Origin of the sequence: Rhodococcus sp. MH15 (assembly GCF_019266045.1) — a bacterium.
In the GTDB taxonomy this organism is placed as follows: domain Bacteria; phylum Actinomycetota; class Actinomycetes; order Mycobacteriales; family Mycobacteriaceae; genus Rhodococcus_F; species Rhodococcus_F qingshengii.
Genome location: NZ_LPNP01000058.1, coordinates 321,537 through 347,061 on the forward strand (window position 1 = coordinate 321,537; position 25,525 = coordinate 347,061).

General features: G+C 63.5%; 25 protein-coding genes, 1 pseudogene and 1 riboswitch. Of the genes and pseudogenes, 14 read left to right on the forward strand and 12 right to left on the reverse strand.

Translation table 11 applies throughout. The features are described from left to right. Positions 1 to 37: 37 nt before the first annotated feature. The 4 genes from ATN37_RS05600 to ATN37_RS05615 form a co-directional block, all read right to left on the reverse strand. Complete coding sequence (locus ATN37_RS05600) at positions 38 to 1,165, reverse strand: glycosyltransferase family 4 protein (protein ID WP_218694894.1); 1,128 nt, start codon at positions 1,163 to 1,165, stop codon at positions 38 to 40. Between the two features lie 78 nt (positions 1,166 to 1,243). After that, positions 1,244 to 2,602 (reverse strand): peptidase MA family metallohydrolase, encoded by a 1,359-nt coding sequence (locus ATN37_RS05605; RefSeq protein ID WP_308125196.1) that lies wholly within the window; start codon positions 2,600 to 2,602, stop codon positions 1,244 to 1,246. Positions 2,603 to 2,676: 74 nt separating this feature from the next. Next, the gene (locus ATN37_RS05610; RefSeq protein WP_003941704.1) at positions 2,677 to 3,729 is read right to left on the reverse strand and encodes a C40 family peptidase; all 1,053 of its coding nucleotides are present in this window, start codon (positions 3,727 to 3,729) and stop codon (positions 2,677 to 2,679) included. A gap of 324 nt (positions 3,730 to 4,053) precedes the next feature. Then, complete coding sequence (locus ATN37_RS05615; protein ID WP_003941754.1) at positions 4,054 to 4,611, reverse strand: C40 family peptidase; 558 nt, start codon at positions 4,609 to 4,611, stop codon at positions 4,054 to 4,056. 14 nt (positions 4,612 to 4,625) lie between these two features. Continuing rightward, a riboswitch (cyclic di-AMP (ydaO/yuaA leader) is annotated at positions 4,626 to 4,804 on the reverse strand. Positions 4,805 to 5,325: 521 nt separating this feature from the next. Here ATN37_RS05615 and ATN37_RS05620 point away from each other — a divergent pair. Together ATN37_RS05620 and ATN37_RS05625 are read left to right on the forward strand one after the other, a co-directional pair. Then, positions 5,326 to 7,086 carry a DEDD exonuclease domain-containing protein gene (locus ATN37_RS05620; protein ID WP_176741994.1) on the forward strand — a complete coding sequence of 587 codons (1,761 nt, stop codon included), beginning with the start codon at positions 5,326 to 5,328 and terminating at the stop codon, positions 7,084 to 7,086. Between the two features lie 78 nt (positions 7,087 to 7,164). Next, positions 7,165 to 7,440, forward strand: coding sequence for an Lrp/AsnC family transcriptional regulator (locus tag ATN37_RS05625; RefSeq protein ID WP_003941677.1), 276 nt, complete (start codon positions 7,165 to 7,167; stop codon positions 7,438 to 7,440). Positions 7,441 to 7,448: 8 nt separating this feature from the next. Here the strand turns inward: ATN37_RS05625 and trpD are convergent, their stop codons facing one another. Both trpD and ATN37_RS05635 read right to left on the reverse strand, forming a co-directional pair. Continuing rightward, positions 7,449 to 8,540, reverse strand: coding sequence for an anthranilate phosphoribosyltransferase (gene trpD, locus ATN37_RS05630; protein WP_003941751.1), 1,092 nt, complete (start codon positions 8,538 to 8,540; stop codon positions 7,449 to 7,451). Positions 8,541 to 8,641: 101 nt separating this feature from the next. Beyond that, positions 8,642 to 9,169 (reverse strand): hypothetical protein, encoded by a 528-nt coding sequence (locus ATN37_RS05635; protein WP_218694895.1) that lies wholly within the window; start codon positions 9,167 to 9,169, stop codon positions 8,642 to 8,644. Positions 9,170 to 9,296: 127 nt separating this feature from the next. Between ATN37_RS05635 and ATN37_RS05640 the strand changes: the two genes are divergently transcribed. The 4 genes from ATN37_RS05640 (at position 9,297) to ATN37_RS05655 (ending at position 13,627) form a co-directional block, all read left to right on the forward strand. Further along, complete coding sequence (locus ATN37_RS05640) at positions 9,297 to 9,908, forward strand: heme-copper oxidase subunit III (RefSeq protein ID WP_007730060.1); 612 nt, start codon at positions 9,297 to 9,299, stop codon at positions 9,906 to 9,908. Between the two features lie 64 nt (positions 9,909 to 9,972). Beyond that, complete coding sequence (locus ATN37_RS05645) at positions 9,973 to 10,824, forward strand: cytochrome c (protein WP_003941682.1); 852 nt, start codon at positions 9,973 to 9,975, stop codon at positions 10,822 to 10,824. Then, positions 10,821 to 11,963, forward strand: coding sequence for a ubiquinol-cytochrome c reductase iron-sulfur subunit (locus ATN37_RS05650; RefSeq protein ID WP_007730058.1), 1,143 nt, complete (start codon positions 10,821 to 10,823; stop codon positions 11,961 to 11,963). The genes ATN37_RS05645 and ATN37_RS05650 overlap by 4 nt, the downstream gene beginning before the upstream one ends. 59 nt (positions 11,964 to 12,022) lie before the next feature. After that, a complete protein-coding gene (locus tag ATN37_RS05655; protein ID WP_007730057.1) occupies positions 12,023 to 13,627 on the forward strand; it encodes a cytochrome bc complex cytochrome b subunit in 1,605 nt (534 codons plus the stop codon). Positions 13,628 to 13,776: 149 nt separating this feature from the next. On the opposite strand, the gene ATN37_RS05660 is transcribed toward ATN37_RS05655, so the two are convergent. Beyond that, positions 13,777 to 14,073: an antibiotic biosynthesis monooxygenase gene (locus tag ATN37_RS05660; protein ID WP_075833449.1), complete on the reverse strand. Its 297-nt coding sequence runs from the start codon at positions 14,071 to 14,073 to the stop codon at positions 13,777 to 13,779. Between the two features lie 66 nt (positions 14,074 to 14,139). Between ATN37_RS05660 and ATN37_RS05665 the strand changes: the two genes are divergently transcribed. After that, the gene (locus ATN37_RS05665) at positions 14,140 to 14,529 is read left to right on the forward strand and encodes a DUF3224 domain-containing protein (RefSeq protein ID WP_030537047.1); all 390 of its coding nucleotides are present in this window, start codon (positions 14,140 to 14,142) and stop codon (positions 14,527 to 14,529) included. A gap of 109 nt (positions 14,530 to 14,638) precedes the next feature. Here the strand turns inward: ATN37_RS05665 and ATN37_RS05670 are convergent, their stop codons facing one another. Together ATN37_RS05670 and ATN37_RS05675 are read right to left on the reverse strand one after the other, a co-directional pair. Further along, the gene (locus ATN37_RS05670) at positions 14,639 to 15,055 is read right to left on the reverse strand and encodes a cytochrome c oxidase subunit 4 (protein WP_003941723.1); all 417 of its coding nucleotides are present in this window, start codon (positions 15,053 to 15,055) and stop codon (positions 14,639 to 14,641) included. A 39-nt stretch (positions 15,056 to 15,094) separates the two neighbouring features. After that, a complete protein-coding gene (locus tag ATN37_RS05675; protein WP_030537048.1) occupies positions 15,095 to 16,159 on the reverse strand; it encodes a cytochrome c oxidase subunit II in 1,065 nt (354 codons plus the stop codon). Between the two features lie 319 nt (positions 16,160 to 16,478). Here ATN37_RS05675 and asnB point away from each other — a divergent pair, with 319 nt between their 5' ends. Then, on the forward strand, positions 16,479 to 18,404 hold the full coding sequence (gene asnB / locus ATN37_RS05680) for an asparagine synthase (glutamine-hydrolyzing) (protein ID WP_218694896.1): 1,926 nt from the start codon (positions 16,479 to 16,481) through the stop codon (positions 18,402 to 18,404). Between the two features lie 63 nt (positions 18,405 to 18,467). On the opposite strand, the gene ATN37_RS05685 is transcribed toward asnB, so the two are convergent. The 3 genes from ATN37_RS05685 to ATN37_RS05695 form a co-directional block, all read right to left on the reverse strand. Continuing rightward, a complete protein-coding gene (locus ATN37_RS05685; RefSeq protein WP_003941700.1) occupies positions 18,468 to 19,445 on the reverse strand; it encodes a carbohydrate kinase family protein in 978 nt (325 codons plus the stop codon). A 196-nt stretch (positions 19,446 to 19,641) separates the two neighbouring features. Beyond that, positions 19,642 to 19,992, reverse strand: a complete 351-nt coding sequence (locus ATN37_RS05690; RefSeq protein ID WP_007730053.1) for an iron-sulfur cluster assembly accessory protein — start codon at positions 19,990 to 19,992, stop codon at positions 19,642 to 19,644. A gap of 150 nt (positions 19,993 to 20,142) precedes the next feature. Beyond that, the gene (locus ATN37_RS05695) at positions 20,143 to 21,210 is read right to left on the reverse strand and encodes a glycerate kinase (RefSeq protein WP_218694897.1); all 1,068 of its coding nucleotides are present in this window, start codon (positions 21,208 to 21,210) and stop codon (positions 20,143 to 20,145) included. 134 nt (positions 21,211 to 21,344) lie between these two features. Here ATN37_RS05695 and ATN37_RS05700 point away from each other — a divergent pair, with 134 nt between their 5' ends. The 6 genes and pseudogenes from ATN37_RS05700 to ATN37_RS32395 all read left to right on the forward strand — a co-directional run bounded on the left by ATN37_RS05700 (position 21,345) and on the right by ATN37_RS32395 (position 25,513). Then, the gene (locus ATN37_RS05700) at positions 21,345 to 22,001 is read left to right on the forward strand and encodes a DUF3043 domain-containing protein (RefSeq protein WP_007730051.1); all 657 of its coding nucleotides are present in this window, start codon (positions 21,345 to 21,347) and stop codon (positions 21,999 to 22,001) included. Positions 22,002 to 22,003: 2 nt separating this feature from the next. Further along, the gene (cobU, locus tag ATN37_RS05705) at positions 22,004 to 22,591 is read left to right on the forward strand and encodes a bifunctional adenosylcobinamide kinase/adenosylcobinamide-phosphate guanylyltransferase (protein WP_019748913.1); all 588 of its coding nucleotides are present in this window, start codon (positions 22,004 to 22,006) and stop codon (positions 22,589 to 22,591) included. 23 nt (positions 22,592 to 22,614) lie between these two features. Further along, complete coding sequence (gene cobT, locus ATN37_RS05710) at positions 22,615 to 23,760, forward strand: nicotinate-nucleotide--dimethylbenzimidazole phosphoribosyltransferase (protein ID WP_050793993.1); 1,146 nt, start codon at positions 22,615 to 22,617, stop codon at positions 23,758 to 23,760. 2 nt (positions 23,761 to 23,762) lie between these two features. Beyond that, positions 23,763 to 24,530: an adenosylcobinamide-GDP ribazoletransferase gene (locus ATN37_RS05715; protein WP_080572302.1), complete on the forward strand. Its 768-nt coding sequence runs from the start codon at positions 23,763 to 23,765 to the stop codon at positions 24,528 to 24,530. Positions 24,531 to 24,539: 9 nt separating this feature from the next. Next, positions 24,540 to 25,010 (forward strand): annotated as a pseudogene (locus ATN37_RS32390) (DJ-1/PfpI family protein); the annotation flags it as partial. Positions 25,011 to 25,282: 272 nt separating this feature from the next. After that, positions 25,283 to 25,513, forward strand: a complete 231-nt coding sequence (locus tag ATN37_RS32395) for a helix-turn-helix domain-containing protein (protein ID WP_256933168.1) — start codon at positions 25,283 to 25,285, stop codon at positions 25,511 to 25,513. The last annotated feature ends 12 nt before the right edge of the window (positions 25,514 to 25,525 follow it).

A 25,525-nucleotide genomic window follows, 5' to 3' on the forward strand; every position in this document is an offset into this window, starting at 1 on the left:
ATTCGGTGCGGGCCGTTTGCGTTCGAGTCCCGGTAGCTCAGCCGAGGAGATTACGCAGCTTCGAAGCGAGCGTGTCCCACTTCCAGTCTTCGGCAACCCATGCCCGGCCGGCTGCTCCCATCGCGGCCGCGCGATCACGATCGGACAGCACCTCGATCACGGATTCGGCGACGTCGCGAACAGAGGTGCCGTCGACCACGAGCCCGGTCTTGTTCTGCTGCACCGTTTCCGGAGCGCCACCACTGCGCCCGGCGATGACCGGCACACCGGTAGCCGAGGCCTCGAGGTAGACGATTCCCAGTCCTTCGACGTCCAATCCGGCGCCTCGGGTACGGCACGGCATGGCGAACACGTCGGCGATCGTGTGGTGCGCCGCCAACTCTGCGGCGGGCACCGTGCCCGTGAAGACGACGTGATCGTCCATCCCGGTCTTACGCGCCAATTGGCGGAGATGGTCCTCGTACGGCCCACCTCCGACGATCACCAGTACCGCCCCGTCAATGCTCTTGCGTACGGTCGGCAGCGCCTTGATGAGCATGTCCTGCCCCTTGCGTGGCACGAGCCGCGACAGGCACAGGATCGTGGGCCGCTCGCCCAGCCCGTATCGCTTACGCAGTTCCGCGCGGGCGACCGAGTCCGGGTGGAACACTGACGTGTCCACTCCGGAAGGAAGGTGCTCGAGCGCCGCTTGCGGGCCGAAGGCCGCCGAGAACCGCCCACGGGTGTATTTGCTGACGAACGTCACCGCATCGGTGTGGTCACCGATCACACGCAACGACTGCCGCGCACCGGGAATCATCGACCATCCGACCTCGTGGCCGTGAGTACTCGCGATCACTCGGCTCGCTCCGGCGCGTCGAACAACCGGTGCCAACAACGCCAACGGCGCTGCCGCACCGAACCAGACCGACTCGCAGTCGTGCTTCTTGACCAACTTCGCGGCTCGACGAGCGACAAAAGGCGACGGCAGCATCAGCGTCGTCGGGTGCCGAACGACCTCGAAAGGCTGTGCCGCATCGAACTTCTTGTGCGAGTCGCCCCGCCACCGCGGTGCGTACACCACCAACTCGTCCGGCGGCAGATGCCCGGCGAACGTGTGGAGATAGGACTGGATACCTCCGGGGCGAGGAGGAAAATCGTTGGTCACCAAGAGGGTCCGGCGCATCCGTCCACCGTAGGGCACTCGGTGCTTCAAACGTGCGAAGGGCACCTCGCCGCTGCAATCGACCCAGCCGCGAACTACTCAGCCCAGATGGCTGTTGGTCCAGTCGACCCATCCGGCTCGCAGTTCCTCGGTTCCGACGCCAACGACCGCTCGGATCCGCGAATCGAGGTCTTCGGCCGTCATCTTTCCGGAGGCGAGAGCGCGAAAGAGGTCGGTCAGCTTTGCTTCTCCGAATCGATCGGCGATATACGCGTTGATCGACCACGCCGATTCGTACGCCAGTGAACTCACGACCGGTACACCGCTGAACTGCGTGTCGTCCGGAAACTCGGTCGGAGTATCGCCGGAGCGTACCGCTGCCGCCAGAGTCGGCGCGATCTCACCCCAGGCCCGCGAGGATCCACGGTTTCCCGCGTATTCGGCAAACCCTTCCAATACCCACATCGGCGACCCGTCACGGGTTTTCGATCGGGCGGCTATGTGCATCAGTTCGTGGCGCAACACCGTTCGCCTGGTGATGTCGGTCAACCTCGAAGCCGCGGCAGGCGAGAAGACCACCCGCTGGCCGCTCACGTCGGAAGACCCGTCCGCCGTCGCATCCGCGACCGACACTGCGGCAATCGAAGCGCCGTCGTGATGGGAGCCGACCAGTGCGGTGAATTCCTCAGCGGACCCCGCCACCATGAGCACCGCGCGCTCGGACCACCACGGCCCCCACAACTGCGTCGTGTTCTCGATGGCTGAGTCCACATCGGCAGCCAAAGCGTCGACGAACGCCTGCTGACCCGGGTGGCCGATCACCAGCGCGTTACCCGCAGAATTCTCGGCGACGGCAAGCGGGCCGAAGTCCCAGGGGCCGTTCCAGGATTCGCCCGCCGTTCGGGCGCCGTCCAGTCCGACGATCGACCCGTCCGCAAGAACCGACCACTGATCGCCGCGTTTGGCCAGCGTCATGGACACTGCCTTGCGCGTGGGCAATGTGTCGACGCCGTCGAGGGCGTACCGCAACAGAACTTGCGCATTCCATACTTCGACGTCTCCGCCCGGCGCACCGGTTCGCGGCGCCGGAGTCAGGCCGCCGCTGGGAATCTCGTATCCCCAGTCGGAGAATTCGAGCGCTCCCGCAGCAGTGGCTCGTCGAACTTCCGCCTCGAGCACACCGGGTGCGGCGGAACTGTCGACGAACTTCGCCAGCCCCGACGGATCGTCGGACATCTGAGCCGCGGCCCATGCATCGAGAAAGCTCTGGACTTGAGCGCTGCGTTGCGCGTCCTGTTCGGCGGCGGCGTTTTCGTCGGAATCGGACCTGTTCGTCAGGAAGATCGTCAGGCCCAGAACGAGCACCACGGCTACACCGAGCGCCACGAGGGCCGGATACTCCCAACGGCGTGGTCGATCTGCGCCGACGTCGGGCGTCGTCATCGGTTCAGTCGGCACGGTGCCGAGTGTAGGAGAACTCGACTCGACGCTTCACGGCGGCTGGCCACACGCCGCTCGGGCGCAGCAAGCCGTCAGTAACGACGCGCAGTGGAGAACTCCATGCCTGCCATCGACTGGACCTTCACCGGTACGCCGAACGTCGACGCATGCAGAATGTTTCCGTCGCCGGCGTAGATGCCGACATGCGAGTTGTCGCTGTAGAACGTCACGACGTCGCCGGGCTGTAGTTGGTCCCTCGACACCGGTACACCGCCCTGCGCCTGCGCTTGGCTCGATCGCGGCAGAGTCTTTCCGATCTGCTTGTAGGCCCATACCACCAGACCTGAGCAGTCGAACTCGTTCGGGCCGGTCGCGCCCCAGACGTACGGGTCACCGATCCGCGTGAGGCCTGCCTGCAGAGCAGCAGCACCCGAGCCAGGGGTCAAGTTAGCCAGAATTTTGCTGAGATCGACGTCCGGTGGGAAAGGCGTACCGCTCAGTTGGTTACGTTCGTCGTCGGTGAGATTCTGGAAGGCTTTGGTCACGTCGGCGATCTGCGTCTGCAGTTCACTCTGCTTGCGCTGCAAATCGTCACTGAGCGCGCGGGCTTGATCGGCGGCGGTTCGCGCTTCTTCGGCCGATCGCTTCGACGCTTCCGAGGCGGCACGCGCATCGGCAGTGGCTTGGTTGAACTGAGAGACCTGTACTGCCGCGTCGTTGGAAATCACGTCGAGCGCAGACATCTGGTCGAGCAACTGCTGCGGCGAGTCGCTCACCATCAACGCAAAGAGGCGATTGGTTCGCGCACCCTGGTAATTCGCTGTGGCAATACGGTTTACCGCCGGAGCGAACTCGGCGACGCGCGCCGAAGCCGCGTCGAGAAGACCCTGATCGGCTGCCGATCGCACGTCCGCATCATTCGCGACTGCCAGCTTCGCGTCGAGGTCGATCTGCGCGTTGTGCAGCGCTTCGTTGGTCTGCTCGGAAACCCGGGAGAGTTCACCGAGCTTGTCGAGCGCCTCGGTGGGGTTGGTGATGACGGGGTCGGCACCGGCCTGCATCGAAGGCCCTGCAACGAGTCCGAACGCCAGCACTCCCACTGTCAATGCGGCCCGTACTCGACTGTTGTTTTTCGATGAAACCACGGAATGCAACTCTCCGTCTCGGTGAAGCGACGCCGACCGGGACCGGTCGACGATCTGTTAGCTGGCTGTCAACTATCCACAGTACCTGTCTCGGCCGCGCAATGTCTCGATAAGGTTACGGAACGGCATACGTTTGTGTCTACTCGCCGGTAGGCGTGTCGGGGTGAAGTACCGGGCGAATTGTCGCGAAACGAAAATGTGGGCCCCGAATCGAAGATTCGAGGCCCACATTCGAAGATCCGGAGCTCCCCCGAGCTCCGCCGCATCACAGCGGCGGATCGTTCCGACTGCCTACCGGAGACAGCCGTCGAGCGTGTTCAGAAATCAGTAACGGCGAGCGCCGTCGTACGGCATCGAGGACACCGGAGCGAGCTTCACGGGCTGACCAGCGGTCGACGCGTGGATGACATTGCCGTTACCGGCGTAGATGCCCGAATGCGATCCGCCGTAGAAGGAGATCACATCGCCGACCTGAAGATCGGACTGTGCGACGGCAACGCCGGCTGCAGCCTGGTCGTAGCTCGTGCGAGGCAGGTTGAGACCGGCCTGCTTGTATGCCCACTGAACGAGACCGGAGCAGTCGAATGCGTCCGGGCCGGCTGCGCCGTACACGTACGGGGAGCCCAGCTTGCTCTCTGCGGCGCGAACTGCCTGCTCACCAACACTGGAGATGGGAGCGGCCGGTGCAGCCGGTGCGATGTCGGTGATGCCCGGAATGACCGGCAACTGAGGAATAGAAACGCCCGGAACCTCGAACGTGCCGACGCCGGGGATGGTGATGGGGTCTGCCGAGGCAGGTGCAGCGGTTGCAGCGAATGCTCCGACTGCGAGCGCGCCGGCTACTGCCAACTGCGCTGAACGCTTGAAACTCTGTGACGCCACTTAAGGGGTGCTCCATTTCTTCCATTCATCCGCCGACCGAGTTAGCTGACGGGTTCGGGCTGGGAAGATCAGCCCTACCCGCGTGGTCTGCAGCGATCCTGCGTGCTGCACCCCAGGCGGGATTCACCCCAGTGGAAACTTGGGTTCCCGGTTCGGGTTCCTCGCGGAGATCCCGATTAGGCGGTTCCTGACGATGCCGGTCCTGTTTGGTCCGGCAAGACTTCGTTAGGTCTCAGGAAGGTTACGAAATGATCGCGACGATGTCGACCGCTTCGTGACAATCGCGCCCGATTCGCCGGAAATCGTGGTGCCGCGCCCGCGATACGCCCGGCGGGTCACGGGGAGATAACAACAGGTCGGTTCGGCGACCCACTCCAGGCCGTCAAACCCGCGCCCGCTACCCACTGCCAAGGCTCACCAAACCCGACAATCCGATCTTCCATGCAGTTCAACGATGATTACTTGAAACTAGAACCTGTTCCGGTCACGGACGCGGTTTCAGCCATCGACAGACGCGCCAACGACCCCTCGACTCGCCCTACTCACAAGTAGGCGCGCGTCCACATTCGCGAGTTCCCACCGCAAGTGTGATCCTCGTCTCTCCTACTTTTGTCGGGCGTTCATCCACCGATTTCGCAATGGAAGTCCGTGCGGGTCGGATTCCGTGTCTGCACTCTCGAATTCGTGTCGGGGGGTACTTCTACTGTCTGCGGTGTGAGTCCCGCCTCGGCCCGAGAATTTCCGTCTCCGCCCCCGTTCTCCGACGGGGAGAAGTTCGACGTCGGGCGGCAACTGAGCTTCGACGAACTGGACACACCGCTGAGCGAGACAACATTTGTCGTCGTCGACCTCGAGACCACAGGGGGCAGCGCCGACCAGGACTCCATCACCGAGATCGGCGCCGTCAAGATCCGCGGCGGCGAGGTACTGGGCGAAATGGCAACACTCGTCGACCCCGGCCGGTCGATTCCGCCCTACATAGTCGAACTGACCGGAATCACCACAGCGATGCTGATCGGCGCACCTCCCATCGAACGTGTCCTGCCTGCATTTCTCGAGTTCGCCGAGGGCGCGGTGCTGGTGGCACACAACGCGCCGTTCGACATCGGTTTCCTCAAAGCAGCGGCGTCACGCAGCGCGCGCCCGTGGCCTGCGTTCCGTGTCCTGTGCACCGTCAAACTCGCCCGGCGCGTACTCACACGCGACGAAGCACCTTCGGTGAAGCTCTCCGCACTCGCCCATCTCTTCCAAGTGACCACCCAGCCGACGCACCGGGCTCTCGACGACGCGCGTGCGACCGTCGACGTCCTCCACGGACTGATCGACAGGGTCGGAAACCAGGGTGTCCACAGTTACAGCGAACTAGTCGACTACCTGCCCAACATTTCCTCGCATCAACGGGCCAAACGGTCCTTCGCCGCAAACCTGCCGCGAAGCCCCGGTGTCTACCTCTTCCGCGGTCCTTCCGACGAAGCCCTCTACATTGGAACTGCTACCGACCTTCGACGCCGCGTCCGCAACTACTTCACCGGTTCGGAGACCCGCGGCCGGATGAAGGAAATGGTCGCGCTGGCCACCCGCGTGGACCATGTCGAGTGCGCGCACGCTCTCGAAGCCGGGGTGCGTGAACTACGACTGCTGAGCGCGCATGCGCCGCCGTACAACCGTCGCTCCAAGTTTCCCAAGCGAGGTTGGTGGATCACCCTCACCGACGAAGCGTTTCCGAGACTGTCCGTGGTTCGCACGCCCACGGCCGATTCGATCGGCCCGTTCACCTCTCGCGGCGACGCAGTCGACGTCGCCGACACCGTCGCAGAGTTCAGTCGTCTGCGCACGTGTACCAAGCGTCTCGGACGCGGCGCCGTTCACGGCCCTGACTGCCCCGCTCGCGAACTGGGGGCGTGTCCAGCCTCCTGGACCCCGGAAATCAACGCAGAGGACTACGCGGCCGCCCCTGAGGCCGTGCGTGGATTCTTCCGAGGAACCAACGACGCTCCCCTCCAACAGATGCAGGCCCGGATCGACGAGCTGTCCGCACACGCGTTGTTCGAGAATGCTGCTCGTCTGCGTGACCGAACGGTCGCAGTCGCCACCGCAGTGCGGCGCACTCAGCGACTCGCTGCAGTCGCGGCGATCGAACAACTCGTTCTCGCCCGCCCCACCGGAGACGGCGGCTGGGAGCTGTCGGTGATCCGGTCCGGGCGTCTCGCGTCCGCCGGGCTCGCCAGACGTGGGACTCACCCGATGCCCGTCGTCGACGCCATCACCGCGGCGGCCGAAACCGTCCTACCGGACGACGCCCCGTTCCGCGGCGCGTCACCCGAAGAACTTGGACTGATCGCAAGGTGGCTCTCGTCGGACGGTGTCCGAATCGTGTCGGCGACATCCGGATACGTCGAACCTGTGAGCGGCGCCGGCAAGTGGGAAGCCTGGTGCCGACTCGCCCGAGCCGGAACCGAATCCGAACATCGATGACGTAACGGCGGGGCGGCACCCCTAAGCTCGATCGAAACCACCGGGTCATCACAACCCGCAGGGAAATCGAGGAGAGAAATGATCAACGCCATCGTCATGATTCACGCCGAGTCCGCTCGGATCCCGGAAACCGCGCAGGCCGTCGCCGACCTGTCCGGAGTGACCGAGGTCTACTCGTGCGCAGGTGACGTCGATTTGATCGCCATCGTGAAAGTGCGTGACCACGCCCAGATCGCCGACGTGGTCACCGGAGGAATCAACAAGGTGCCCGGCGTTCTCCGAACCGCCACACACATTGCGTTCCAGTCATTCTCCAGCGCAGACGTCGAGGCCGGTTTCTCGCTGGGTGAATAGCCCCTCGATCAGGCTTGGTCGGCCAGCTCGGCGGTGAGCGCCGCCCACTTGTGAAGCAGTTCAGCGCCCGCGCCGCTGTCGATCGCGGCAGCGGCTGCAGTCATCCCGGCAGAGATCGCACTCTCGAGATCGTCGCCGACACCGTTGAATGCCGCGATGGCTGCTCCCGCGTTCAGCAGGACCGCGTCCCGGACCGGCCCCTTCTGCCCGGAAAGCAGCGTTCTGGCGACGGTGGCGTTGATTTCGGCGTCGCCTCCACGCAACTCTTCGAGAGGAACGCGGTCGATTCCGAGGTCACGCGGATCCAGCGTGACAGTTCGCACACTTCCACCGCCGACGATGTGAACCGTCGACGTCGTCGATGTGGTCAGTTCGTCCAGTCCGTCGTCTCCCCGTACCACCAACGCCGAATTGCCGCGCTGCGCAAGGACTCCCGCGACGACCGAGATCAGTTTCGGAAATGCGCACCCGATCAGCCCGGCACGCGGACGAGCCGGATTGGTCAGTGGACCGAGCACGTTGAATGCCGTCGGAATGCCGATTTCCTTGCGAGGCACCGCCGCAAAGCGCAGTGCGGGATGGAAGACCGGCGCGAAACAAAAGCCGATGCCGACCTCTTCGACGCACCTCGCAACCTGCTCCGGCCCGAGGTTGATGCGAACGCCGAGCGCCTCGAGCACGTCGGCGCCACCGCTCTTGGACGAAGCAGCGCGGTTGCCGTGCTTGACAACTCGCACACCGGACGCGGCAACCACGATCGAGGCCATCGTCGAGATGTTCACCGTGTTGGAGCGGTCACCACCCGTGCCGACGATGTCGACGACGTCGGAATCGACCGGCACGCGCCTGGAGTGTTCGAGCATCGCGGCGGCGAGCCCTTCCAACTCCGCGGGGGTTTCTCCCTTCATCTTCAGACCGACCCCGAAAGCAGCGATCTGAGCGGAGGTGGCGTTGTCCGACATGATCTCGCCCATAGCCCAGCGACTGTCGGCTTCCGACAAGTCACTGCCGTCCGTGAGCAAACCGAGAATCATCGGCCAGGACCGCACCACTGCACTCGAATCGACGTTCACGGCGTTGGATGCGTCGGTGCCGGCCATAGTGCCTTGGTCCCCTGTCGTTCAAGTGGGCTGGATTTCGAGCTGTCGTTTCGAGCTGTCGTTTCGCGCTGCCATTTTGTGCTGCCGATGACCCTCGCAGCCTAGTCAGTGAGGTAACGAGGAAACCGAATAGGGCCGCTCAGGACTTTCTGCGACCGCGTTTGGGCGGCGCCTCCGCAAGTATCGGGGGGCTGGAGCGCGTCCCACCCGGCGACCGAACCACCGAGTCGCTGCGCCAGACCAGCCATTCGTGACCGCTCCTGGGAGCAATGCAGGGCGTCAAGCACCTGGACACGCTCGAAGACGACGCGAACCAAATTCTCGGCCACCGGAGTCACGTCCTCGGGCCGACTCGAGCCTCGCACATATCCGTCCTGGGCGACGATGCTCTCGGCATCGGCTACCGAGCCCTCCGGGAGGTCGAGATGATGCCGCAGAACCACTTCGGACTCCGCCCTGAACTCCGGCTCGGTGGAGGCGGCACGTTCGAGAGCCGTCGAGCTCGCCTCGGCGTCGTCGAAGCCTTCGGCAACGACGACCAGATCCGACCGCCCTGCATCGAGCGGTGTCGGAATCTTCGTGCCGAAAATTCTCAGGAACCACGGTCTACTCTTGTGTGTAGCTGCCATCGCGCCAGCATATTCCGACCACGCCACCAGCGCGTTCGCCGCCCGATCCCGCGAACTCGAGCCGAGCGACGCGCCGATGGTGGACCCGAGTGGTCGTCTCTTACGACGAAGCGTCATACTTCTGTCTGTGACGAGCGCAGTAGGGACTTCAGGATCGGCAATCACCCAACGCGTGCACTCGCTGAACCGGCCGAATATGGTCAGCGTTGGCACCATCGTGTGGTTGTCAAGTGAGCTCATGTTCTTCGCAGGGCTCTTTGCCATGTACTTCGTGGCACGAGCTCAGGCGAACGGAAATTGGCCGCCGGAGCCAACCGAATTGAACCTTTATCTGGCCGTGCCGGTGACCTTGGTGCTTATCGCATCTTCGTTCACCTGCCAGATGGGTGTCTTCGCGGCTGAGCGTGGCGACGTCTTCGGACTTCGTCGCTGGTACACCATCACCTTGGTCATGGGGGCGTTCTTCGTCGCCGGCCAGGGTTACGAGTACTACCACCTCGTGCACGAGGGCACCACGATTTCGAGCAGCGTGTACGGCTCGGTGTTCTACATGACCACCGGCTTCCACGGTCTGCACGTCATCGGCGGTCTCATCGCCTTCGTCTTCTTGATCGCACGTACCCGGGTCAGCAAGTTCACGCCCGCCCAGGCCACCGCCGCGATCGTTGTTTCGTACTACTGGCACTTTGTCGACATCGTGTGGATCGCGCTGTTTGCCACGATTTATTTCATCCGTTAATCAGCTGTACGCCCCAGGCAGCCCCTGACGTCCAGTTCCGTCCCGACATACCAAAGGGATACAGATGAGTTCATCCCCCCCTCCCGCATCCGATAACTCAGCGAATGCCGCGAAGTCGCGTCGCCAGCGGAAAATCCGCCGGCGCGTCACTGGCGCGCTCGTATTGATGATGGGATTGATCAGCGCAGGTTTCCTCGCTTCGGCGTTGACACCAGCTCCGCAGGTTGCGACCGCCAGTGACGATTCAGCAGCCCTGATTCGTGAAGGCAAGCAGCTGTACGACACGTCATGCATCACGTGCCACGGCGCGAACTTGCAGGGCGTGCAGGACCGCGGTCCCAGCCTCATCGGCGTCGGCGAAGCAGCCGTGTACTTCCAGGTCTCCTCTGGTCGTATGCCGGCAGCTCGCAACGAGGCCCAGGCTGCACGCAAGGACCCCAAGTTCGATGCTGCGCAGACCGACGCCCTCGGCGCTTTCATCCAGGCCAACGGCGGCGGCCCGACGCTCATCCGCGACGAGAACGGCGAAATCGCCCAGTCCTCGCTGCGCGGTGGCGACGTCGGACGCGGCAGTGAGCTCTTCCGGCTCAACTGCGCGTCGTGCCACAACTTCACCGGCCGCGGTGGCGCACTGTCCTCGGGCAAGTACGCCCCGGTCCTGGATCCGGCCAGCGAGCAGCAGATCTACGCTGCCATGGTTACCGGTCCCCAGAACATGCCGAAGTTCTCGGATCGTCAGCTGACGATCGAGGAGAAGAAGGACATCATCGCCTACGTCAAGTCGTCGGGCGAGTCGAAGGACCCCGGTGGGTACGGGCTCGGTGGCCTCGGTCCGGCCTCTGAGGGTCTCGCCATGTGGGCCGTCGGAATCATCGCTGTCGTCGGTGCAGCATTGTGGATCGGAGCAAGGTCATGAGCGACGCTGGCCAGCATGGCGGCGATACGCCTAAGAAGTACACAGATGAAGAGCTCGACGCGATGTCACGCGACGACCTGGTCAAGCTGGGTACCAATCTCGATGGCGTCGATGTCGTCTACCGCCGTGATCGTTGGTCGGTAAAGGGCACCAGGGCGGAAAAGCGCGCCGAGCGCAACGTCGCCTTCTGGTTCGGCCTCGCCGGCGTTTCGGCGATCGCGTTCATCGCGATCTACCTGTTCTGGCCCTGGGAGTACGCAGGCGCCGGTGACGAGAACTACGGCAAGTACAGCCTGTACACCCCGCTGATCGGCTTGACCATGGGTCTGGCGATCCTCGGCGTCGGCATCGGTGCCGTTCAGTTCACGAAGAAGTTCATCCCCGAAGAGGTCTCGATCCAGGACCGCCACGACGGTGGTTCCACCGAGGTCGATCGTCGCACGATCGTCGCCGAGCTCGGCGACACCCTCGAGACGTCCACCCTCCCCCGCCGCAAGGCCATCAAGCGCAGCTTGATGTTCGGCGGCGGCGCACTCGGCGTCATGATGGTCATGCCCCTCGGCGGACTCATCAAGAACCCGTGGGCCAAGGGCGACGACTCACCTCTGTGGGTGTCCGGCTGGACCCCGAACTACCCGGGCGAGACCATCTACCTGCGTCGTGACACCGGCCGTCCCGAGGACATCGTCCTCGTTCGCCCGGAAGATCTCGATGCCGGTTCGATGGAAACGGTCTTCCCGTTCCGCGAGTCCGACCGTGGCGACGAGCACGCTCTGCTCGCAGCACTGCGCGGCATTCGTAACTCGGTGATGCTCATCCGCCTCCGCACGGAAGACACCGCGCGTGTCACCAAGCGTAAGGGCCAGGAAAGCTTCAACTACGGCGATTACTTCGCCTACTCGAAGATCTGCACCCACCTGGGTTGCCCCACCTCGCTCTACGAACAGCAGAGCAACCGTATTCTGTGCCCCTGCCACCAGTCGCAGTTCGACGCACTGACCTACGGCAAGCCGATCTTCGGTCCCGCTGCTCGCGCACTTCCGCAGTTGCCTATTACAGTGAACGAAGAGGGCTTCCTGGTCGCCGACGGTGACTTCATCGAAGCACTCGGCCCGGCATTTTGGGAGCGTCGACCGTGACCACAACAACAACCAAACCGTCCAAGATCAGCGCGGCAGCGGCTGGACAAGCGGAGGCTATGGACTCCCGCTACCACCTCGCCGCAGGCATGCGCCGGCAGATCAACAAGGTCTTCCCGACGCACTGGTCCTTCATGCTCGGCGAGATCGCGCTCTACAGCTTCGTGATCCTGCTGATCTCCGGTGTGTTCCTGACGCTGTTCTTCGATCCGTCGATGGCACACGTCGTCTACCAGGGCGCATACCAGCCGCTTCGCGGTGTCACGATGTCTCGCGCCTACGAGACGACCCTGAACATCTCCTTCGAGGTGCGCGGCGGTCTCTTCGTTCGCCAGATTCACCACTGGGCTGCACTGATGTTCGCGGCGTCGATCATCGTTCACCTCGCTCGCATCTTCTTCACCGGCGCCTTCCGTCGCCCACGTGAAGCGAACTGGGTCATCGGCTGCCTGCTGCTCATCCTGGCGATGTTCGAAGGCTTCTTCGGTTACACCATCCCCGACGACCTGCTCTCGGGCACCGGCCTCCGCGCCGCCTTCGGTGGTATCACGATGAGTATCCCGATCGTCGGTACCTGGATGCACTGGCTGATCTTCGACGGCGACTTCCCCGGCGACCTCATCATCCCGCGTCTCTACGTCGCTCACGTGCTGCTGTTCCCGGGCATCATCCTGGCTCTGATCGCCGGCCACCTCGCGTTGGTCTGGTACCAGAAGCACACGCAGTTCCCCGGCCCCGGCCGTACGGAACAGAACGTCGTCGGCGTGCGCATCCTCCCGGTCTTCGCGATGAAGGGTGGCGCGTTCTTCGCCATGACCTTCGGCGTGCTCGCACTGCTCGGTGGTCTGTTCCAGATCAACCCCGTGTGGAACATCGGTCCGTACAACCCGTCACAGGTCTCGGCAGGTTCCCAGCCCGATATCTACATGATGTGGACGGACGGCCTTGCTCGACTGTGGCCGGCGTGGGAGATCTACCTGTTCAACCGGTACACGATCCCTGCAGTGTTCGCCGTCGCCCTGATCATGGGCCTCGTCTTCGCACTGTTGATCGCGTACCCGTGGATCGAGAAGCGTCTCACCGGAGACGACGCTCACCACAACATCCTGCAGCGCCCGCGCGACGTGCCGGTCCGTACCGCTATCGGTGCGATGTCCATCGCGTTCTACCTGGTGCTCACGATCTCCTGCATCAACGACATCATCGCGTACCACCTGCACATCTCGCTGAACGCAATGACGTGGATCGGCCGTATCGGCATGGTCATCCTTCCGCCCATCGCGTACTTCGTGACGTACCGGTTCTGCATCGGCCTGCAGCGCAGTGACCGTGCAGTCCTCGAACACGGCATCGAGACCGGCATCATCAAGCGGATGCCGAACGGCCAGTACATCGAGATCCACCAGCCGCTCGGCCCCGTCGACGAGCACGGACACCCGATCCCGCTCGAGTACCAGGGTGCTGCTGTCCCGAAGAAGATGAACAAGCTCGGCCTCGCCGGCAAGCCCGGTAGCGGTAGCCTGATCACCGCTGACCCAGTCGAGGAGAGCGAGGCTCTCGAAGCCGCTCATCACGAAGCTGAGCACGAGCAGCTTCAGATCCTTCTGGACTACCAGAACCGAACCAACGGCAAGTCCGATGGTTCCAGTGGAGAACTCCACTAAGAACGTCAGTTGACCAGTGAGGCCCCGAACCGGATTCCGGTTCGGGGCCTCACTCGTTCTCTGAGCGATTCAGTATGGACAACCTCCAAGTGGGCACCACTCCCCCGGTTCGTTGTCCGAGCGCCGACAACAGCGGGCACTACGCCTTACTAGTCCTCGAACAGAGTTGAATAGTGCTCCACCGTCGGGAACGGCTCGTAGAAGTGATGGAGAAGTTCTCGCCACTTCTCGTATCCCGTGGACTGACGGAAGCCGATGGTGTGTGACTCCACGTCTTCCCACTCGACCAGCAGGAGATATCGCTCCGGTGATTCCAGGCAGTGCGAGAGCCGCAGCCTGATGAATCCGGGAACCTCGGAGATGATGGTTCGGGCCACGTCGAATGCGGCCTCGAAACGCGCTGACTGCGACGGATCGACCTGCAGGACGGCATGTTCGAGAATCATCTACGGAGTGTTGCACGTTCTCGGGAGTCCCCTCGAGGCGTTGTCGCTCGGTGAGATACTCGGACCATGACATCCCATGCACGCGGCACCTTCGAGATCGATCTTCGCCCCGCCGATCCTGAGCTCTCCGGACGCGTCGGACGCTTCGAGTTCGACAAGACGTTCATCGGCGGCGTCGAAGGCACGTCGTCCGGCCTGATGCTGTCCGCGGGCGATCCGACAGCCGGTGCAGCGGGCTATGTCGCTTTGGAGTTTGTCACGGGGCAGGTCGACGAAGCTGTGGGATCGTTCGCCCTGCAGCAGTTCGGTCAGATGATCGACGGAACGCAGAAGCTTCTGTACGAGATCGTGCCGGGGTCCGGAACCGGCGAGTTGAAGGGCATCGCAGGCACTCTCGAGCTGGAGGTCGTCGACGGTCTGCACCGCTACGACCTCGAATACTCGCTCCACGATTGACAGAGAGCGGTTGTTGACAGGCACCCTCCTACCACCGAAACGTACATAAACGACAACAGAGGCGCCGTACCCGGGTGGGTGCGGCGCCTCTGTTCGAGTGCGGGTGAAACTAGTGCTTCTCGGGTCCGGTGTAATACTCGAACACCAGGCCTGCGGCTGCGGCGAGCACACAGACAACTGCGACTGCGATGAGCCACGGCTGGAAGTACGCCAGCGACACTGCCGCGAGTGCAGCAGCAGCGGCAAGCAGGATCGGCCAGAAGCTACCCGGGCTGAAGAAGCCCAGTTCTCCTGCACCATCCGAGATTTCAGCGTCGTCGTAGTCCTCGGGACGGGTGTCCAGACGACGGGCGACGAAGCGGAAGTAGGTACCCACGATGAGCGTCAGACCTGCAGACAGGACGATGGCCGTCAGTCCGGCCCACTCGATACCTGTGCGTGACAGAGCGGTGAACACTCCGTAGATGATCGCGACGAGAATGAAGAACATCGTCAGGATCTCGAAGAGCTTGGCTTCGATCTTCATATCAGCACTTGTCCTTGTTCAGTGAAGAGGCTGGCCGGCTCAGTTGCCTGCAGTGGCGACGGTTGCCTGACGGTACTCGCGGTCGGTGTTGAACGGCGTGGTCGACGTAGCCACCGGCGACTGACCGATTGCCTGCAGAGCCTCGGCGGTCGTCAGACCACCCTTGCCCTCCGCGTCACCCTTGCGCAGTTCGATGTACTTGGCGAAGTCCTCGGGCGAAACCGCACGAACCTCGAAGTTCATCATCGCGTGGAACGTGCCACACATTTCTGCACAACGCCCGACGAACGCGCCTTCCTTCTCGATCTCACTGATCTGGAAGATGTTGTCCGAGTGGTTCTCCTTGGGGTTCGGGAGAACGTCGCGCTTGAACAGGAACTCAGGCACCCAGAAAGCGTGAATGACGTCCGAGGAAGCAAGTTCGAACTGGATCCGCTTGCCGGTGGGCAGAACGAGGATCGGGATCTCCTGGCTGGAGCCGACGGTCTCGATCTTGTCGTAGTGCAGGTAGCTCAGGTCCTCGGTGCTGTTGCCGTGGATCGGGCCGGGAACTTCTTCCCCGTGTTCGTTCACGGTGGAGCCCTCGGTCTTGGCAGCCTCTTCGGCCTCGACGTCGATTCCGTTGTACTTGGCGGAACCGTCACCGAACTCGATGGAGCGGTAGCCGAACTTCCAGTTCCACTGGAAGGCCGTGACGTCTACAACGACGTCAGGGTTGTCCGTCTTGTCCAGAACATGGTTCTGAACGATGACGGTGAAGTAGAAGAGAACCGCGATGATGACGAAGGGAACTGCCGTGTAACCGAGTTCGAGCGGCACGTTGTATGCCGTCTGACGCGGGAATTCCGGCGAGTCCTTCTTCTTACGGTGGAAGATGACGGCCCAGAAGACCAACCCCCACACCAGCACACCCATGACAAGGGCGGCTACAACCGACCACGTCCACAGCTCACGCATGCGCGTCGCCTCCGGGGTGATGCCCGAAGGCCACCCGAAACGAAGCACTTCGTTGTCGATGGAGCAACCCGACAGCAGCAAGGCAGCAATGCCCAGAGATACTGCCAGCCCCGCTCGCCGAAGGATCCGACCTTGCGCCACGTTCACGCCTTCCTGATCGCCACAAAATTCAACTAGGGCATGCCCGGAGGGAAGGCCCAATTACTACGCAGCGTAGACCAAAGCCGGGCGCTATCCATCCTCGGGTCCTCGCCCGTGTCGCGGCGGACGTCACACAGCTCTCTCAGGTGCTGCTCAGGAACGGCTCAGGTCGTTTCGGCGACGCACATCACGTCGATTCGTTCCGCCGCGATCGGCAGGGACGTCGATCTGCGGCATACTTTCGTCAAGAGTTCGTTGACCTCTCCCCGACACTCGTGTCCGGGAGCCTTCTGTACAAAAATTCTGAATCGAGGAACCGGACGCTGTGTGTGGACTGCTCGGGCTACTGACATCTGGCGGAACCAGCGAGGACGCCGTCTCGCGGGTCGACCAGGCGATGCATTGCCTTCGTCACCGCGGGCCGGACGAACACGGGACGTGGAACGACGATCACCTCGTCTTCGGGTTCAACCGCCTGGCGATCATCGACATCGCTCATTCCCACCAGCCGCTGCGTTGGGGCCCACCGGAGAACCCGGAGCGTTATGCGCTCACGTTCAACGGCGAGATCTACAACTACTTGGAGATCCGCGCCGAACTGGTCAAGGACCACGACGCCAAGTTCTTCACCGAGGGCGACTCCGAGGCCATCGTCGCTGCATTCCACTACTGGGGTGAGGACGCGGTCCGGCGCCTGCGCGGAATGTTCGCGTTCGCGATCTGGGACACCGACACACGCGAGCTGTTCATCGCGCGCGATCCGTTCGGGATCAAGCCGCTGTTCATCGCGACCGGCGCCGGCGGCACCGCGTTCGGCAGCGAGAAGAAGAGCCTGCTCGAACTCACCGATCTGATCGGCATCGGTACCGAGCTGGATCCGCGTGCCATCGAGCACTACACCGTTCTGCAGTACGTACCGGAGCCGGAAACACTGCACAAGCAGATCCGACGCCTGGAGTCGGGCAGCTTCGCCCGGGTGCGTCCGGGCGAGGAGCCCACGTTCACGCGGTATTTCACGCCGAAGTTCCCGGCCAAGCCTTTTGCACCTGGCACCGAGAAGGCGCGCTACCAGGAAATCGCCGAGGCACTCGAGGATTCGGTCGCCAAGCACATGCGCGCCGACGTCACCGTCGGTTCGTTCTTGTCCGGTGGTATCGACTCCACGGCGATCGCGGCGCTGGCGATGCGCCACAACCCCAACCTGATCACCTTCACGACCGGTTTCGAACGTGAGGGCTATTCCGAGGTCGACGTCGCTGCAGAATCTGCCGCAGCGATCGGCGCGAAGCACGTCGTCAAGGTGGTCTCCCCCGCCGAGTTCGCCGCTGCCATTCCCGAGATCGTCTGGTACCTCGACGACCCGGTAGCCGATCCGGCATTGATTCCGCTGTGGTTCATCGCGAAGGAAGCGCGCAAGCACGTCAAGGTCGTGCTGTCCGGCGAGGGTGCCGACGAGCTGTTCGGCGGCTACACGATCTACCGTGAGCCGTTGTCGCTCAAGCCTTTCGAGTACCTCCCCAATGGACTGCGTCGGGCTGCCGGCAAGTTGTCCGAACGCATCCCGGACGGCACTCGCGGCAAGAGTCTGCTCAACCGCGGTTCCTTGACGCTCGAGGAGCGCTACTACGGAAATGCTCGTAGCTTCAACGACGCTCAGCTCCGCGCCGTCCTGCGCGATTTCCGCCCCGAGTGGACTCACCAGGACGTCACTGCGCCGATCTACGCGCAGTCACGGGACTGGGATCCGGTTGCGCGGATGCAGCATCTCGACCTGTTCACCTGGCTGCGCGGCGACATCCTCGTCAAGGCAGACAAGATGACGATGGCCAACTCGCTGGAACTGCGTGTGCCGTTCCTCGATCCCGAGGTCTTCGACGTCGCGTCACGCGTACCGCTCGATCAGAAGATCACGAAGGACACGACCAAGTACGCACTGCGCCAGGCCCTGGAAGGCATTGTGCCGCACCATGTTCTGCACCGCGCGAAGCTCGGATTCCCGGTTCCCCTGCGCCACTGGCTGCGCGGCACCGAACTCTTCGACTGGGCACATCTGCAGATCGAGGAGTCGGGAACCGACCACATCTTCGACAAGCAGGCCGTCGTGAAGATGCTCAACGATCACCGCGAGGGCGTGTCCGACCACAGCCGACGCCTCTGGACCGTCCTGACCTTCATGGTCTGGCACGGAATCTTCGTGGAGAAGCGCATCGTGCCGCAGATCCAGGAGCCGGTGTACCCGGTCAATATCTAGGCCTTCGGCCCCGTGAGCGGTTAGGGAGTCTCCGAACTCCTCAACCACTCACGGGGCGGAGCCCTACTTCGGCAGGATCGTCGCGATCTCGTCCGCTGCCGCGCTGCCGTATGCGTCGGTAAGGCGCTTGAGTGCCTCGTCGCGATTGAACACCCACTCCTGCGTTCCCACGGTCTCGAGAATCAACACAGCGACCAAAGATCCCAACTGTGCAGCACGCTCGAAGCTCAGACCGGCGCCGTGTGCGAGCAGGAACCCGGCGCGGAAGCCGTCGCCAACGCCCGTCGGATCCACCTTGCCGGTCTCGGGCACTACGTCGACGCGCACCCAATTACCTTCGGCGTCAACAATTTCCACACCCTTGGAGCCGAGGGTGGTGACACGGATGCCGACCTGCGCGCGGATCTCTTCCTCGCTCAGACCAGTCTTCTGCTGAAGCAGACCCCACTCGTACTCGTTGGTGAACAAGTACTTCGCGCCGTGAATGAGCGCCTTGGCCTCGTCACCGGACAGGCGGGCAAGCTGCTGCGACGGATCCGCTGCAAACGGAATCCCGAGCAGACGGCATTCGTCGGTATGGCGAACCATGGCCTCGGGGTCGTTGGCGCCGATCAGCACCAACTCGACTGCGCCTGCAGTCTTGGCCACTGCCGCGAGTTCGATCTCGCGAGCCTCGCTCATCGCACCGGGGTAGAACGACGCGATCTGCGCCATGTCCTCGTCGGTGGTGCACACGAAACGCGCCGTATGTGCCTTGTCCGAGATACGGACCGCGCTGCAGTCGACGCCGTTGTCCTCGAGCCACGTGCGGTACTCGGCGAAGTCGGCACCGACTGCGCCGACGAGTAGCGGGGACCCACCGAGCACGCCCATGGCGTAAGCGATGTTGCCGCCGACACCACCGCGACGAATCACGAGATCGTCGACCAGGAAACTCAGCGAAACGTGGGCGAGCTGATCGGCGAGGAGCTGATCGGCGAAGCGGCCGGGGAAGCGCATCAAGTGGTCGGTGGCGATGGAACCGGTTACCGCAATAGTCACGGATCGTGGCCTTTCAGCGAAGTGAGTACAAGAATGAAAGAGGAGCAAAAGTTCACGTTACCGCCCGTAGCGCCGTCATCGGCGCCCGAGCTGTCGGATCGGAACGGTCTACGTACGAGTCACCACAAACAACTGACGCGAAACCGAATGTCGGTTCCGCGTCAGTTGTTCGTGAATTGAGTTGTGATCGACAGACTCAGTTGAACGAGTCACCGCAGGCGCAGGAGCCTGTTGCATTGGGGTTGTCGATCGAGAAGCCCTGCTGCTCGATGGTGTCGAGGAAGTCGATGGACGCACCTTCGACGTACGGCGCGCTCATCCGGTCGACAACCAGGTTGACGCCGTTGAAGTCGACAGTGAGGTCACCGTCGAGCGTGCGGTCGTCGAAGAACAGCTGGTACTTCAGTCCGGCACAGCCGCCGGGCTGCACTGCAATACGCAGCGCGAGGTCGTCGCGACCCTCCTGATCGAAGAGTGCCTTCGCCTTGGCGGACGCGGCCTCGGTCATCTTGACGCCGTGGGTGGCGGTCTCGTTCTGCACAGTCATGGGCTCTCCCTAATGTTCGTACCAACCCGTGAACGCTTCAACGGTACGCCGCTGCCGACTTATTCCCGCCAGTCCTTTACCGGGTGCGATTCGTCTTCATCCTATCCGGTCTTCCCGACACGGCAACGGCGCGTCGACGCTTGTGGATCCTCAGCTCCGGACGCCGCGCCAGAAGTTCCACTCGCGCGCCGTGTGTTCGGCGAGTCCCTCGAGACACGCCGACGCTTCCTCCATCGCACGTTCCACCGACCCGGCGAAATCCGTCACCGACTTCGCCGCGACTATCGAGGTCGACGCATAGTCCGCCTCGTCGAGCGTCACCTGGCCGGCAAAGACGAGCGTCGGAACGCCGTGCGCTGCCCCCGCCGAAGCGAGCGTTGTGACGAGTTTGCCGCGCAGAGATTGGTGGTCGAACTTGCCTTCGCCTGTGATCACCAGGTCAGCGGAAGCCAGTAGCGCGGCCTGTCCGGTGCGATCCGCGACGACGTCGGCCCCGGATCGCCGCTGTGCACCGAGCGCAAAGAGCGCGGCACCGATACCACCCGCGGCGCCGGCACCCGGAAAATCCGACACTCGTTTTCCGGTGACGGACTCCAACTGTTCGGCCCATCTCGCGTTCCGCGCTTCGAGGACAGCGACGGCTTCGGCGTCGGCGCCCTTTTGCGGGCCGAACACCGCTGCCGCACCGTGCTCGCCGAGAAGTACGTGTTCTACGTCGGTGGCGGCGACCAACTGAATGCCTGCCGTAGCCGCCGCTGCAACCTCCAGGCCGCCCAGCGCCTCCACCAGTCCACGTCCCCCGTCGGTGCAGCAACTCCCACCGAGTCCGACGACAACCGTCTTCACGCCTGCCTCGAGCGCGACAGCGATCAGCTCTCCCACACCGAGACTGTGCGCGGCGAGTGCAGTGTCCCGCGTCGGCGGACCTCCGAGCAGGCCGAGCCCGACGGCCTCGGCGGACTCGATGTATGCCGTGTCCGAATCGAACAGCCACGTGGCGTCGACGGCGGCGGCCAAAGGCCCGGACACCCGTGCAGTCCGGATGTCGCCCCCGGCCGTGGCCAAGACGTCGACGAATCCCGGACCACCGTCGGATTGTGGCGCGGTGACGACGTCGTCGCCGGGTCGACCGCGCCGCCAACCGGCAGAAATGGATTCGGCCGCTTCGACGGCCGTCAACGTCTCACCGAACGAATCTGGAGCAACTATTACCCGCATAGCCGAAGTCTAAGAGTCGCGAATGACCCCGATGTTTCACGATCTCGCGCGTTTCAGTGCCTCGGGCGATCGGGTTTTTCAGAAAGACCGAGGTCGGTTTCCCAGACCGTGCACTTATCCAATAGCCTGGAGGTGTGAAATTGCTACGCCGCGGTGACTCAGACAACTCCGACAAACGTGACGTCGAGGGCACTGAGGCATCCTCGGCCTCCGAAGAGGCGCCCATCGAGCAGGTGGGCAAGGGCCGCCCCACACCCAAGCGTCGTGACGCCGAGGCGAAGAGGCGTGGCCCCGTTGCCCCTGCCCCGCTGACCGCGAAGGAAGCCCGCGCCCGCCGTAAGGCGACCCGCGGCTCCAAGGAGGACCGCAAGGCCGAAGCCGCCGAGCGTCGCGCATCGTCGGCAGACCGCCGCGCCCGCATGCTCGCCGGCGAGGACAAGTACCTGCTCCCCCGCGACAAGGGACCGGTTCGCGCCTACGTCCGTGATTTCATCGACGCTCGCCGCAACCTCGTCGGGCTGTTCATGCCGCTCGCATTGATCCTCATCATGACGATGTTCGTCACGCCCGCGCTCCAGCAGATCGTCACGCTGGCAATGCTCGTGATGATGCTCTTCATGGTCGGTGAAGGCATCTGGCTCGGTCGCATGATCAACAACCGCGTCGCCGAGCGCTTCCCCGACAGCACCGACGGCGGATTCAAGCTCGGCTGGTACGCGTTCGTTCGCGCGTCGCAGATCCGTAAGCTGCGCGCACCGAAGCCTCGTGTGGGGCCGGGCGACGCAATCTGAGCGTGACGAACACGTATAGAACTTTAGTCCTCGGCGGCGCGCGGTCTGGTAAGTCCGCGCACGCCGAGGATTTGGTTTGTGCAGGCCACCTACCCGAAAGTTCGGCACCGATCCGGTACCTGGCGACAGCCAGACGTGATGTCTCCGACGCAGACTGGGAAAGCCGGATCGACCAGCACCGCAACAGACGGCCTTCTCATTGGTCGACTGTCGAAACCGCAGCTGCCGGTGACCTCGCGGCGCAGCTCGAAAGCGATTCACACACAGCGACGTTGGTCGACGATCTGGGAACGTGGCTGACCGCGGAACTCGATCGGCAAGGCGCCTGGGACGCACCGCGCGGCACCGTCACGCCCGCGGCGGACAGCCTGGTCGCCAGTGTCGAGAACTACCGCGGACACCTGGTGCTGGTCAGCCCCGAAGTGGGTTTGGCCGTCATCCCCGAGACGCGGTCCGGACGATTGTTCCGCGACGAGATCGGCACTCTCAACGCTCGTATCGCCGCGGTGTGCGATCGTGTCGTACTAGTGGTTGCAGGGTTACCGCTCATCTTGAAAGATACTGCTGCACAACCGGAAGGCACGATGTGAGTACCGAGGCCAATCCAGGGGCCATTTCAGGGGCGAATCCAGATGCCAACCCTGACGTCGCGCCAGTCAGTAGCGCCGACTTCGAACCCGTCACCCCGCCCGACCGCGAGGTGCGAGCGCAGGCCGATGCGCGTCAGCGTGATCTGACCAAGCCGGCCGGTTCGCTGGGCCGACTGGAGGCTCTCGCCGGCTGGGCATCAGCCTGCCAAGGAGTTTGTCCCCCACACGCTTTCGCTCGGCCTCGCGTCGTCGTGTTCGCGGGTGATCACGGAATCGCCCGCAACGGCGTCTCCGCCTATCCGCCGGAAGTGACCGCACAGATGGTCGCCAACTTCCTCGGGGGCGGCGCGGCGGTCAACGTCCTCGCCGAGGTTGCCGGCGCCACGGTACGCGTCGTCGACATCGCAGTGGACGGCGATACCGATCCGTCCGTCTCGAACCACAAGGTACGCAGGTCTTCCGGGTCCATCGACCGCGAAGACGCCATGTCGAACGAGGAAACCCTTCAGGCCATCGCCGCCGGCCGAGCGATCGCGGACGAGGAAATCGACGGGGGCGCAGATCTTCTCATCGCCGGCGACATGGGCATCGGCAATACGACGCCCGCAACCGTACTCATCGCCGCACTCACGGACAGTGAACCCGTCGCGGTCGTGGGTCGAGGTACCGGTATCGACGACGCCGGATGGATCCGCAAGACCGCAGCGATTCGCGACGCTCTCCGGCGTGCCCGTCCGCACGTTCGCGACACAGTCGCGCTGCTGCGCACGTCTTCGGGTGCCGACCTCGCCGCGATGGCCGGCTTTCTGGCCCAGGCAGCTTCGCGTCGTACGCCGGTGATCCTCGACGGCGTAGTGGTCACCGCAGCCGCCATGGTTGCCGACGAACTGGCTTTCGGCGCACGTGAATGGTGGGTCGCCGGACACCGCTCCACCGAACCTGCCCACACCATCGCATTGACCCGAATGGGTCTCGACCCGATCGTCGAGTTCGACATGCGTCTCGGTGAAGGTTCAGGTGCAGTCACAGCTCTCCCGATTCTTCAGGGCGCAGTGGCAATCCTGGGCAAGATGGCGACATTCTCCGAAGCCGGTGTCAGCACTCAGGGCAGCGCACCTGCCGACGAACCCGAGTCGATCGACCTGACCAAGACCGATACGGCGGAGTGAGCGTGGCGGGCCCGCTGTCCGGAGTGCCACTGGCCTTCTCGTGGCTGACGGTCCTTCCGGTTCGTGGTCCCTCCGACATCGACCGAACTGCCGGCCGTCGCGCCATCGCGGCAGCTCCGCTCACCGGGATCGCTCTCGGCATTGCCGCGACGTTTCTGCTCTGGGGCACAACCAGTGTCGGCCTGAATCCCTATCTCGCAGGCTTGCTGACGGTAGGTGCGCTCGCTCTCGGGACACGCGGGATGCACGTGGACGGACTGGCAGACTCCGTCGACGGACTGGGTTGTTACGGTCCACCGGAGCGCGCCCGCGAGGTCATGCACAGCGGCGGTGCCGGACCGTTCGGGGTCGCGGCGCTGTTCATCTTCCTTGGGCTGCAATCGGTCTCCTTCGGCGTCCTCGCTGTTGCCGACTCCCCCACGCAGTGGATCGCCGTTCTCGTATCTGTCGCTGCGGGTCGTGTGGCCGTCGTTTTTGCCTGCCGCCGAGGTATTCTCGCGTCTGGCCCGAGCGGATTCGGTGCGCTCGTCGCCGATTCACAACCGTTGTGGGCCGCAATCGTGTGGTCGGTTCCGCTGATCGCAGCTTCCGGCTTTGCCACCGACCGGTGGTGGCTCGGCCCTCTCGTGACCGCGTCGGCGCTGGTGATCAGTGTGCTGTGCGTGCGTCACTGCGTCCGTAGATTCGGCGGACTCAACGGAGACGTTCTCGGATTCGCACTCGAACTCACTGTGACGCTTACGGCCGTCGGCCTCACTCTCGGACTGTGATCCGACGTCGTGCGAGTAGGTGTCCTTGCGTACGAAGGTTGCCTCGCGGCCGAGATCTTCGTTTTCACCGACCTTCTCCTGATCGCCAATCGCGTCGCTGATGGAGCGCCCGCCGACCCCTTCGAGGTATCGGTCATCGCAGCGTCCGGCACGCCCGTCGTTGCGGCAGGTGGATTTTCGCTCGGCGTGCAGGAGGGGCATCACGACATCGATCACCTGGTTGTGCCGGGGTTCGAACTCGTGCCGTCCGAAGACCCTGCGACGCGTTTGTCGCTGTGGGACAGAGAAATCGAGTTCATCCGTGCGTGCGAGGCGCGCGGCGTCCGGGTGTCGTCGGTCTGCGTCGGCGCGTATCTGCTGGGCGAGGCGGGACTGCTCGACGGACGCCGATGTACGACGTCGTGGCTGTACGGTGCGGACCTCGCGAGTCGTTACCCCGGTGCGACGGTTCGAACCGACTCGTTGATCGTCCAGGACGACGGCGTCACCACCACTGCTGCGTTCACCGCCGCGCTCGACCTCGCAACAGCACTCGTGCGCGAGCATCTCGGCGACAAGATTGCGCGTACGACCGCAAGAATTACGCTGGCGCCCGAAAACCGAACCAGTCAAGCTCCGTACATCCTCGACTCGATGCTGCCCGCCAAACACACACAGTTTGCCGACGACGTCGGAAGGTGGCTGGTCGAACGGATGGCGGAACCTTACGACTTGGATCTGCGTCGAGTGCTTTTCACCTCAGCACCCGAACCATGCTTCGGAAGTTCAAGGACGAGACCGGGGAATCGCCGCGCAGTTATCTGCAGCGTGCACGGATCCGAAAAGCGAAACGGTTGTTGGAATCGACCGACTGGCCTCTCGGAAAGATCCTGGGGCACATCGGCTATCAGGATCCTGGAACCTTCCGTCGCCTGTTCACCGACCGCGTCGGCATCAGCCCGGCCGACTACCGAAAGCGATTCCGCAACGGCGGCGCCGGATAGGTGCGAGGCGAG

Excerpts from the sequence above, each read along its gene's own strand:
- ATN37_RS05645 (WP_003941682.1), top strand. The coding sequence starts at position 9,973 with ATGAGTTCATCCCCCCCTCCCGCATCCGATAACTCAGCGAATGCCGCG.
- ATN37_RS05665 (WP_030537047.1), top strand. The coding sequence starts at position 14,140 with ATGACATCCCATGCACGCGGCACCTTCGAGATCGATCTTCGCCCCGCC.
- ATN37_RS05625 (WP_003941677.1), top strand. The coding sequence starts at position 7,165 with ATGATCAACGCCATCGTCATGATTCACGCCGAGTCCGCTCGGATCCCG.
- ATN37_RS05660 (WP_075833449.1), bottom strand. The coding sequence starts at position 14,073 with ATGATTCTCGAACATGCCGTCCTGCAGGTCGATCCGTCGCAGTCAGCG.
- trpD (WP_003941751.1), bottom strand. The coding sequence starts at position 8,540 with ATGGCCGGCACCGACGCATCCAACGCCGTGAACGTCGATTCGAGTGCA.
- ATN37_RS05670 (WP_003941723.1), bottom strand. The coding sequence starts at position 15,055 with ATGAAGATCGAAGCCAAGCTCTTCGAGATCCTGACGATGTTCTTCATT.
- ATN37_RS05650 (WP_007730058.1), top strand. The coding sequence starts at position 10,821 with ATGAGCGACGCTGGCCAGCATGGCGGCGATACGCCTAAGAAGTACACA.
- ATN37_RS05635 (WP_218694895.1), bottom strand. The coding sequence starts at position 9,169 with ATGGCAGCTACACACAAGAGTAGACCGTGGTTCCTGAGAATTTTCGGC.
- ATN37_RS05690 (WP_007730053.1), bottom strand. The coding sequence starts at position 19,992 with ATGACTGTGCAGAACGAGACCGCCACCCACGGCGTCAAGATGACCGAG.
- ATN37_RS05695 (WP_218694897.1), bottom strand. The coding sequence starts at position 21,210 with ATGCGGGTAATAGTTGCTCCAGATTCGTTCGGTGAGACGTTGACGGCC.
- ATN37_RS05600 (WP_218694894.1), bottom strand. The coding sequence starts at position 1,165 with ATGCGCCGGACCCTCTTGGTGACCAACGATTTTCCTCCTCGCCCCGGA.
- ATN37_RS05655 (WP_007730057.1), top strand. The coding sequence starts at position 12,023 with ATGGACTCCCGCTACCACCTCGCCGCAGGCATGCGCCGGCAGATCAAC.
- ATN37_RS32395 (WP_256933168.1), top strand. The coding sequence starts at position 25,283 with ATGCTTCGGAAGTTCAAGGACGAGACCGGGGAATCGCCGCGCAGTTAT.